The sequence below is a fragment of the Nostoc sp. ChiVER01 genome (assembly GCF_034531155.1).
Lineage (GTDB): Bacteria > Cyanobacteriota > Cyanobacteriia > Cyanobacteriales > Nostocaceae > Nostoc.
The window spans coordinates 1-11,593 of sequence record NZ_JAVRBS010000057.1; the positions used below are offsets into that span (position 1 = coordinate 1).

General features: G+C 38.7%; 5 protein-coding genes. All 5 read right to left on the reverse strand.

Annotated elements, in window-relative coordinates:
- Nucleotides 1–6,016 (reverse strand): non-ribosomal peptide synthetase (locus RMY00_RS35635; protein WP_322652068.1); only part of this gene is annotated, 6,016 nt, incomplete at its 3' end.
- Nucleotides 6,017–6,079: 63 nt separating this feature from the next.
- Nucleotides 6,080–7,336: a diaminobutyrate--2-oxoglutarate transaminase gene (ectB, locus tag RMY00_RS35640; protein WP_322652069.1), complete on the reverse strand. Its 1,257-nt coding sequence runs from the start codon at nt 7,334–7,336 to the stop codon at nt 6,080–6,082.
- Nucleotides 7,337–7,407: 71 nt separating this feature from the next.
- Nucleotides 7,408–8,301, reverse strand: coding sequence for a cupin-like domain-containing protein (locus RMY00_RS35645; protein ID WP_322652070.1), 894 nt, complete (start codon nt 8,299–8,301; stop codon nt 7,408–7,410).
- Between the two features lie 71 nt (nt 8,302–8,372).
- Nucleotides 8,373–9,785: a condensation domain-containing protein gene (locus tag RMY00_RS35650; protein ID WP_322652071.1), complete on the reverse strand. Its 1,413-nt coding sequence runs from the start codon at nt 9,783–9,785 to the stop codon at nt 8,373–8,375.
- Between the two features lie 4 nt (nt 9,786–9,789).
- The coding region (locus tag RMY00_RS35655; RefSeq protein WP_322652072.1) for a condensation domain-containing protein at nt 9,790–11,593 on the reverse strand (1,804 nt) is incomplete at its 5' end.

Here is an 11,593-nt window from a genome sequence, read left to right on the forward strand (position 1 = left end):
AGGGATTGCCTGGTTCTAACTGAGCCAGGAACCATAGCCGTTGTTGAGCAAAAGATAAGGGTAATTCTTCCGACCGAGCAACGCAAGTTATGGGCGGGGCTTTTAATTCTAACCCTGCTTTGGTAACTCTCTCTATATCTTTGGCTAAATCTGCTATGGTAGGGGACTCGAATAATTGACGCACGGGCAATTCTACCTTAAAGACTTGCCGCAATTTAGAAGTAACACGAGTAGCTAAAAGGGAATGTCCTCCTAACTCAAAGAAGTTGTCGTGAATGCCTACTTTGGCAATATTCAGAACTTCTGCCCAGATACCAGCCAACATTTCCTCGATGGGAGTAGAAGGAGCTGCAAAACTGCTTCTAAAAACAAGTTGTTCCAAATCAGGAATTGGCAGCGTCCGACGGTTGACTTTACCGTTAGGTGTCAAGGGTAATGCGTCTAGTATCATAAAAGCCGTTGGCACCATATAATTCGGTAACTTCAACTCTAAGAAGTGGCGTAGCTCAGTAATTGTCAGTTGTTGTTCTGGATGGAGGACTATGTAAGCTGTCAAATACTTGGAACTTGGTTCATCTTCTCTAACCACAACTACACATTCTCGTACCTGTGGGTGTTGGTTGATAACGGCTTCAATTTCTCCTAGTTCGATACGGAAACCCCGGATTTTTACTTGGTAGTCAATACGACCAATGTATTCAATTTCTCCATTGGGCAGATAGCGGGCTAAATCCCCAGTTTTATATAGATGCTCAAAATTAGAGGATTGGTCTTCTTTCCCCCTGCCTCTTCCAAAGGGAATGAATTTTTCTTGAGTTAACTCTGGGCGGTTGAGGTAGCCTCGTGCTAAAGAAACACCACCAATATGCAATTCACCAGGTACGCCTACCGGAACTGGTTGAAGATGGCTGTCTAGGATGTAAATTTGTGTATTATTAATAGGTTGTCCGATGGGAGGCAGCACTGGCCAAGTATCTACCGAACCTTTGAGGGTAAAGGCAGTGACGACATGACTCTCTGACGGGCCGTAATGATTGTGCAAAGTACAATCAGTTAAGTTGCTAAATAGGTTGGCAATGGCAGGAGTAATTTGCAATTGTTCGCCAGCAGTAATGATTTCTTGAAGAGTATTAGGAATTAATTGGCGATCGCCAGCTACCTCTGCTAATTGCTGTAAGGCAACAAAGGGGAGAAATAATCTTTCAATAGCTTTTTGGTTGATAAAATCTAATAAGGCTTTGGGATCTCGGCGTAATTCTTCTGTGATGAAATATAGCGTTCCACCAGAACACCAGGTGGAGAACATTTCCTGGAATGAAACATCAAAACTCACAGGAGCAAATTGCAGAGTTTTTGCACCACTTGCAACTTTCATATTTTCCAGTTGCCACATGATGAGATTGCAAAGAGGAAGCTGATTCATTGCTACCCCTTTTGGTGTGCCTGTGGAACCAGATGTATAAATTACATAAGCTAAGTTACTAGGTTGGACATCGCTGTAAAGATTTTCTTCTGTTGACTCAGATATAACCTGCCAGTCACTATCCAAACACACTACAACTGTTTGATGCTCTGTTAGTCTGGTAACTAAATGCTGTTGTGTCAGCAGCACCTTAACCTGTGAATCATTTAACATGAAACTCAGGCGTTCCTGTGGTAATTGTGGGTCTAGCGGCACATAGGCTCCCCCAGCTTTGAGGATACCTAAAATTCCAACTGCCATTTCCAGCGAACGCTCTATGCAAATTCCCACTAATATTTCTGATTTAACATCAAGTGTTTGTAAGTAGTGCGCTAGCTGATTTGCTCTAGCATTGAGTTGCCGATAAGTTAATTGTTGCTCTTCAAAAATTGCGGCGATCGCGTCGGGTGTCCGTTCTACTTGCGCTTCAAATAGCTGATGGATAATTTGGATTTGGGAATACTCAACTTGAGTGTCATTCCATTCCAACAGTTGCTGTTGCTCTGTTTGTGACAACAGTGGTAACTGCCAAAGCTGCTGCTCTGGGTTAGCAACAATTTCAGACAATAGCGTCTGTAAATTTCCTGCCATCCTGCTAATAGTATCAGCCTCAAACAAGTCAGTGCTGTACTCAAAAGTTGCACTTAGTCCCTCAGCAGTCTCTAGTATCGAGAAGATTAAATCAAACTTAGCTGTCCCAAAACTTTGATCGATTAAAGTCGAAGTTAAACCAACCAACTCTAAATCTGATTTAGGCGCATTCTGAAGCACAAACATGACTTGAAATAGTGGTGTATGGCTCAAAGAACGCTCTGGTTGCAGAACTTCTACTAGTTGTTCAAAAGGTAAATCTTGATGAGCATACGCCCCTAAAGAAACTTCTCGTACCTGAGTTAATAATTCTTGAAAGGTAAAGTCGCCTCTAAGCTTAGTTCGTAGGACTAATGTGTTGAGAAAAGGCCCAATTAAACCTTCGATTTCTGCACGGTTGCGGTTAGCTATGGGCGAACCAACCACAATATCCTCACTACCACTGTAGCGATACAGCAGAGCCTTAAAAGCAGCCAGCACAGTCATAAACAAGGTACATCCCTCTTGCTGGCTTAAGGTTTTAAGTGCAAGTGATAGTTCTGGAGAAATTTCAAATTTGTAGGTACTACCTCGAAAAGTCTGAATTGCAGGTCTTGGATGATCTGTGGGTAAATCTAATACTGTTGGCGCTCCAGCTAGCTGTTTTTGCCAGTAAGCTAGTTGAGATTCTAGAATGTCTCCTGCCATCCACTGTTGTTGCCAAGCTGCAAAGTCTGGGTATTGAATCGGTAATTCCCCTAAAGGTGAGGATTGCCCTTGACAGAAAGCATTGTACAGTGAGGATAGCTCATGCACTAGTATGGCGGCTGACCATGCGTCAGAAGCTATGTAGTTGGAGGTGAGTAACATTACATACTCATGTTGATTAAGGCGCAGTAGTTTTAACCGGACTAATGAGTCAGTCTCAAAGTTAAAAGGTGTTTTTGCCTCTATTTGCGTTAGTTGTTTAACTTTAGCTTCTTGTTCTGCAACAGATAATTCACTCAAGTCGAGTATTGACAACTGCTGTGGTGTTGGTGGCGCGATCGCAACTACAAGCCGCCCTTGTGGTATTTTGAAATTACTACGCAATGCTTCGTGGCGACGCAAAATTTCATTCAAGCTTTGCTCAAGTGCAGTTATATTCAAATCTCCCTGTAACCTAACTACGCCAGGGATATTGTAAATCGGGTTGTCTGGTTCCAACTGTGCCAAGAACCATAACCTCTGTTGAGCAAAAGATGGCAATAACTCTCCTTCTCTGGAGACGCGTGTAATTGGTGGCATCTCCAGTTTATTACCAACTTTGATAATGCGTTCAATCTCTTGAGCTAATTGGCCTACTGTGGGGTTTTCAAACAAACTACGCAGGGGCAACTCTACTTGAAAGACTTGTCGCAACTTAGAAATGACACGAGTCGCCAACAGGGAGTGTCCTCCCAACTCAAAGAAGTTGTCGTGAATACTTATTTTCTCAACACCAAGAACTTCAGCCCAAATTCCCGCGAGCATTTCCTGAATGGGAGTAGAAGGAGCAACAAAATCACCTTCGTTCTGAAGCTGGGTGAGGTCAGGTGCGGGTAATGCTCGACGGTCTACTTTGCCACTGGGAGCTAATGGGAAACTCTCTAGTAGAACAAAAGCTGATGGTATCATGTGCTGCGGCAATCTTTGTTTGAGAAGATTACGTAAATCTGACACCAACTCTTCTGGCAAATACTGGTCAGGTTGAGTCACTACATACGCTACCAAACGCTTGTCACCAGTATCTTCTCTGACTATAACTACAGTTTCCCGCACAGATGGGTGCTGACGCAGTAAGGCTTCGATTTCTTCAAGTTCAACGCGAAAACCGCGAATCTTTACTTGATTATCTATGCGTCCTAAAAATTCAATATTTCCATCAGGTAGCCATCGACCTAAGTCTCCGGTTTTGTAAATTAAATCTTGATTACTTTCTGGTAATTTTTTTCTAGAGTCAGGAAAGGGATTAGGAACAAAGCTTAATTTAGTTTTATTTTCATTTTTCCAATAGCCATCTCCCACCCCAATTCCTGATACACAAATTTCTCCGGGAAATCCTATCGGTAATAATTGCATTTCCCGGTCGAAAATATACAGATTTAAGTTATTTAAAGGTTTACCAATAGAAACAGTTCGTTGGTTTTCTGGTAAAGGTTTATCAATTATAAATTGCGTGATATCGTCCGCAGCTTCGGTTGGCCCGTAAGCATCAGCTACTCTAATTGCAGGATACAAACTCAACCACTGGTTTACCCGCTTCACCGAAACAGGTTCTCCAACTACCATCATCCACTTTAAATCTGGTAACAATCTTTGGTCGGCTGGTAATTGGGAAATATAGTCTAATAATCCTCCGAATACTGCTGGTACTAATTCCACGACAGTGATTCTTTTTTCTTTAAGAAATTTAAATAGTTTGTCAGGAACAAAACCCGATTCAGTGTCTACTATAACTGTCTGACCACCAATAAGCAGTGGAGCTAAAAATTGCCAGACAGAAATATCTGTAGAAGAAGGAGCGCTTTGTAGAAAACGAAAGTCTTCTGTTAACTCTAGTTCATCGAACTGAGCATATATATGGTTAACAGCACCGTCATGCCTAACAATTGCACCTTTTGGCGATCCCGTCGAACCAGAGGTATATAACATATAAGCTATATCGGTTCCCACATGACTGCCTTCTAAATTTTTCTTAGGTAAATGATTAAAATCAAATTGATTGTATATATTGATATCAATTATTTTCAGAAGTTCTTTGTCTGGTAACGAAGAATCTAAACAAATTAAACATTTTAAGTGCGAGCAGCTTTCGATAAAGTTTGACAAGGAGTCTAAGCAAGAATTATCTGTTAATATAATTCTGACTTCGCTGTTAGAAACCATGTATTTAACTCTATCTGGTGGGTATTGACTATCAATTGGGACATAAGCTCCACCAGCTTTATGTATGGCAAGTATACCTATTAGGAAATTTACATCTCGCTCTTTGTAAATACCAACAAATTCACCTTTATTTAATCCTAAATTCTGTAAAAATCTTGCAAGTTGATTCGCTTTTTCATTTAGCTGTTGATATGTTAGTTGAGTATTTTCATAATCAACTGCAATTCTTAAAGGTGTCTTTTCTACTTGCTTTTCAAATAATTGATCGATTGTCCGCTCAATCGGATATTGTTTTGCTTTATTGTTAAAATCTAATAATTCATGTTTGTCTTCTGGTTTTAATAAGGGAATGTCTGCAATTTTAACTTGGCAGTCGTAAATAACGAATTCAAGTATATTAATATAATATTTAATAATATATTTAATAACATCTTCTCGAAAGATATATCCGTTATAATCTATTCTCCCTAGTATTAAATTATCAGTAGCTTTGAATGAAAATGTCAAATCATTACTGATATCAGCTATACTTTCCGGTTGATGAATATTTTCTAAAAGAATGACAATATCACAAAATGGACAGCGATTCTGTTTATTAGGTAAACTCAATGTTTTAACTAATTCATCAACTAAATAATTTTGATGGCTATATGCACCTATTGTTGTATTTTTAGCTCGAAAAATCAAATCTTTAAATGTCAGTTTTGCTTCTACATTAATACGCAAAGGTAGAATTGTATTTAAATTGCGATCGCTGTTTTCTAATTGATAAATAGGAGAACCAAAAATAGTATCATTGCTACCAGTATATTTATTCATTAATATACTTAATGCAGATAGCAAAACTAAATAAATCGATAAATTGGAATTGTTTGTTAGTTGAGCGATCGCAAATGATAAATCTTTCGATAGCTCGAAAGCAATCGATTTATTATTCTCAGAATAAATTGTAGGTCTAATATAATCTGTAATGAGATTTGTCTCTGGCAATTCACCAGACAATTGATTTAGCCAATAAAATTTTTGAAAGAATAACTCTTCAGTAGTCAATGTATCTCTAGTTTGATTGGCAATCATTATCAGTCACCTTGCAATAAAATAATTTCTGAGAAAATTAGTGAAAATTTTGTTTAACTTATCTTACTGTGCTAAACACTCATCAAAAGCTTGTTTGATAATGAAACACCCCTTTTCTAAAATCGGAATTTCAATAGTTAAAGGAGGCAGTATCTTGATTACAGTATTATTTCTGCCAGTTCTTTCAATTATTAATCCTAGTTCAAAACAACGGGAAATAATTTGTTTTGTTAAATTATTATCGCCAAATCCGGCAATATCTATACCCCAAATCAAACCTATTCCTCGTATTTTGACTTTATCACTAATTGATGCAATTTTGTCAATCAAAAAGTTATATATGAAAGATTCTTTAGCTTTAATTTCCTGTTCAATATTTGTAATTTCTCTATACTCCAGTGCAGCTGCTGCACCTATAAATGCTAGTTGATTACCTCTAAAAGTTCCATTGTGTTCGCCAGGCTCCCAAATATCTAACTCTGGCTTAAACAATAATAATGACATGGGAAAACCGTAACCACTAATCGATTTTGAAAGTATTACCATATCCGGAACAATATTCGCTCTTTCAAAAGAAAAGAATGAACCTGTTCGACCACAGCCAACTTGAATATCATCACAAATTAATAAAATATCATGCTTATCGCATAACTGTCTTAATTTTTGCATCCATTCGATTGGTGCTATAATCACTCCTCCTTCAGCTTGCACTGTTTCAAATATTATTGCTGCTGGCTTTTCAATTCCGGAGTTGACATCATTGAGTACTGCTTCTATAAACTCTATTGTGTCAATATTTTCCATAAATCCATGAGGATAAGGCATAAAATTGACATGGTTCGATGTGCCAAATGCCCCAGCTTTGATTTCTAGATTACCACTCACTGACAAGCTACCCAATGTCATGCCATGATAGCCTCCCATGAACGAAAATATTCCTGGTCTTTTTTTAATTTTCCTGGCCAATTTTAATGCCGCCTCAACAGCATTTGTTCCGGTAGGGCCACAAAATTGTACCCGATAATCTAAACCTCTAGGATGTAGTAATGATTCAAAAAACTTAGATAAAAATTTTTCTTTTGCAGATGTATAAAAATCTAATCCATGAGTAATTGCATCAGCTTCTAAATAAGATATTACCTTCTGTTTTATATAATCGTTGTTATGTCCATAGTTTAAAGCGCCTGCACCTGCAAGAAAATCAATATACGCTTCTCCTGATTCTGAGTAAATTAAAGAACCTTTAGCTCTATGGAATAGAGCTGGGAAATTTCGGCAATAACTTCTGACATTTGACTCTCGCTGCTCAAAGATATTCATTGAAAACTTCCTGCTTTTAGATATAAGAGATAATTAGCATTATGAAATGGCACGAGCGTATGTCTGGTCAATTAAGAAATATAATTTAAATAAGATTTGTAAAAATGGAATATAACTTGAGGTGGAACTCTCAATACCAAACCTAATGCTAGTAAAAAATTGTAATACATGTTTTTTGGTGGCATACCCTTTAAACCAGCTACTAGACCGTTCAATACGCTCTTCTGTGTATGCCAATCAATATTAAAAGAAATTGACATATCTCGACTTCTCACATGATGTAGTGTACCAGGAGGCATATATAAAATTTCTCCGGGATTTACAATTACTTTTATGGATTTTGCATTTTTAAATAGAGGGTATTGCTCTAAATCAGGCTTTTCTGGATCGACCTTAAACCATCGCCAATTATATCGATAACAATATTGAGATTCTTCACTCAATAGGAGAGTAAATTGTTTACGCCCAACAATTTGAAAGAAAAGATTGTTGGTCAGAAGGCAATCAAAATGTAAAGGAGTTAGACTATTAGATGAACCGATAAAGAATTGACAGTAACGCCACCATTTATAAGCATACCATTTTGGTAAGTAATCTAGCGGAAATGTTTGAACATCTTTGACGAGTGCAGGAATTAAGCTAAACAAGGGCGTATCGTGAGAATATGGAGGTAGAATATCCATTTCTGTTTGATTTTTTGTTTTTTCATATTCCTCTAGAATGTTTGCGTATTCATGAATAGGAAAATTTTCTACTTTGATTTGACCATTTTGAAAATGTTTGGCATATATATTTAGATTGGGAGCGATAGACTGGAAATATTGTAAAGACCATTTACTAAAACAATCCCACTTGGGAATGATCCCTGAAATAATAACTGGTTTAGATTTATTCACATATTTCGCTATAAAATCTTCACTTGTAATTTGATGAACACGTTCAATTTCTGAAGATACTGTTAGCATGATTTCCTCTTGTGGTGATGAACTTGAAGTATTGTTCACCAGATGTGTACTACTTTATTTACAGTCGCTACTTAATTAGACAAAGCTAAGTCAAAGTTAAATGTCACTTGCTTTTCTAACATTGCTTTCAACTGCTGCTCTTGCTCTGTCAGCAAAGATAAATCTTTGAGGCGCACTTCAGGATTAGTTGCTATATTTTGAAGTAATATCTTGAAATGCTTGAGTATGCCAATAATTGTTGCAGTGTCAAAACGGCGGAAATCGTAACTGATGCCAATTCGTAATTCTGAACCTGGATACCCAACTAAGTTAAGAGGATAGTTTGTTTTGTAGAGATTAAGTGGACGCGAGAAGTTTATAGCTTTGTTTTGCTCTTGTGATTCTCGTAATATTCTTTCAATTGGTTGGTTCTCGAATACAAATATGCTCTCGAACAAGGGTGTACCTTGTGGTATTTCACTCCATTGTTGAATATCTACTAACGAGGTGTACTCATATTGACGAATCTCTACAAGTTGTTCCTGAAGCTGCTGGAGCCAAGGCATGAGATACTGCTCACCATCAATCTTGACTCTGACTGGTAAAGTGTTGACCATCTCACCTACCATAGACTCGGAACCTTCTAAGTCTACAGGACGACCAGAAACAGTACACCCATAAATCACTTCGTTGCGGCAACTATAGCGACCCAGGAGCAAAGCCCAGGCTCCTTGAACAAGCACGTTAATTGTGAGACGATGCTGTCTAGCTAGAGATTGTAAATCTGCGGTGATTGCTTTTGAGATTTCGATTTGGACTTCATCGTATCTTTCTTGGGGATTAGATAAATTGCCAACATCTAGATTGCTTAGTGGAGTGGGTGTTTTTACTCCTTTAAGCATTTGCCTCCAGAAGTTCTCAGATGTAGATGAATCTTGTTGTCGCAGCCAGGTTATGTAGTTACGGAAAGTACTGCCAGGTTGAAAAGGTACATCTTCACCTTGACAAAACGCTACGTAGAAATCAATAACTTCTTTAAGCACTAACGGATATGACCACCCATCCAACATGAGCATATGTGTACTCCAGATGAATTGGTAAGAGTGGTCTTCTAAACGGATGAGAATCAAGCGCATCAGAGGAACTTGGGAAAAATCAAAACCCCGTTCGCGATCGCGTTTCAAAAAAGAACTCAAACGCGTTTGTACCTCATCTGGCTCTATTAAGCGCCAATCTTGTTGTTCTAGGCATACTTTGACATTTTTGTACACAACTTGTAAGGGTTTTTCCATGTCTTCCCAATAAAAGCTGGTACGCAAGATAGTGTGCCGATCTACGACTCGCTGCCAAGCACGTTCAAAAGCGACAACGTTTAAATCGCCATGAAAAGTAAAGCCCAATTGTACAAAGTAGAGGCTTAATTCAGAAGTACATAAACTATGGAAGAGAATACCATGCTGTATAGGTGAGACTTCGTAGATATCTTCTATATTTTCTGTTTTCATCGTTCTACTTGCTTTTTCGGGTGAGCTTCGCTAAAAATTGGTCGAGGTCTTTTTGATTTAAGTTTGCTTCTGGGAAGTCAGAAGGTGTGTAACCTTTGACTTCTGGTGATTGACAGTGAGTGGCGATCGCTTGTAATGCTTTGACAAATTCTTGAGCTAATCTTTCAATGGAAGAGCGTTGATGTATTTTTTCGCTATAAGTCAGATCAAATTGCAACTGTCCGTTAATCACAAAACTATTGATTTCCAAGAGTACGCTCCTTTGATTTTGCGGACTACTCGCTAGTCCACTTGACTCCGGGATGAATTTGAATAGCGATGACTTCGAGAAAGTTTGATCTAATTGACCAAGATAGTTGAAAAGAACTTCTGGTTGTGGGAGTGTTGACCATAACTCACCGTTTTCTGTCTTGTCGCTAAGATAGCGTAGGACACCATAACCAATGCCTCGATTGGGGATACTCCGCAGTTGTTCTTTAATTGCTTTCAAAGCTTCCCCTGGATGAGAGGCTTTTTCCAAATTTAAGAGGATGGGAAATAAAGATGTAAACCAGCCTACTGTCCGCGACAATTCCACATTGGGAAAAATATCCTCCCGTCCATAACTTTCTAAAGCGACTAACAAAGAGCGATCGCCCGTCCATTGAGAAAAAGCTTGCGCCAGGGCTGTTAGTAAAACATCATTTATTTGAGTGTTGTAAGCTTGGGATACTTTCTTTAGTAAAGTTTGGCTTTCTTCTACATTGAGAGCGATCGCTACATTGCGGGCTGAAGCGACGGTATTTTCACCATCTGGAAAATCTACTGGCAAACGAGACACTTGCTTATGAGATGCATTAAACCAGTAATTCCACTGTTGTCTTATAATATCAGAATGTGCGTAATTTTGCAAGCGTTCAGACCAGTACAAGCAAGAAGTTGTTTTTGTTGGTAGTTGCACTTTTCTTCCTTGCCTGAGTTGTTGGTAACAAGTTTGCAAGTCCTCAAGTAAAATTCTCCAAGAGAAAATATCTACAACTAAATGATGGATAGTCAACAGCAAGCGGCTTGGCTGCTGCACTCCAAAGTTGAACAAAGCAGCTCGCACTAGTGGGGCTACAAATAAATTAAAACTACGTTGCAATTTATCAACAGTTTTCTCAAAAGCTTGCTCTTGTTCTTGCAATGCTTGGGCTGAAAGGTCTAAATATGTGAATGGCATCACATTGCGATCGGCTAAAACTTGTTTCCAGTCAGAGGCTGTGCATTCAAACTGCAAGCGCAAAGCATCGTGGTGTAAAATCAACTCCTGTAACGCCTGCTCTAAAATCTCAGGGTCGAGTACTTCTTGCAGTTCCAAGACAAATGTTTGATTAAAATAGTGTGGATCTTGTAGATTCTGCTCGAAGAACCAATGCTGAATAGGTGTCAAAGATGCCGAATCTTTAATAATTTCTGGCTCGACTTGCAGATTTTGTTCGGCGATTGTGGACTTAGGAACTGCGCGCGCGGCTAATTCGGCAATGGTTTGATGCTGAAATAATTGTTTATTTGTCAGTTTTAGACCAGCTTGGTTAGCTCTAGTGATGATTTGGATAGCGATGATGGAATCACCACCCAACTCAAAGAAGTTGTCATCGATGCCTACTTGCTCCACATTGAGAAATTCCGCCCAAATTTCAGCAAGCTTAACTTCAGCAGGAGTGCGAGGTGCTGCAAAAGCTTTTTCTAATTCAGGTCTACTTGTATCGGGTGCTGGCAATGCTTTCCTGTTTACCTTACCGTTAGGTGTCAAGGGTAATGCCTCTAGCATCACAAAAGCTGCTGGC

Coding starts and splice junctions, on each gene's coding strand:
- RMY00_RS35645 (WP_322652070.1), bottom strand. CDS start 8,301: ATGCTAACAGTATCTTCAGAAATTGAACGTGTTCATCAAATTACAAGT.
- RMY00_RS35650 (WP_322652071.1), bottom strand. CDS start 9,785: ATGAAAACAGAAAATATAGAAGATATCTACGAAGTCTCACCTATACAG.
- ectB (WP_322652069.1), bottom strand. CDS start 7,336: ATGAATATCTTTGAGCAGCGAGAGTCAAATGTCAGAAGTTATTGCCGA.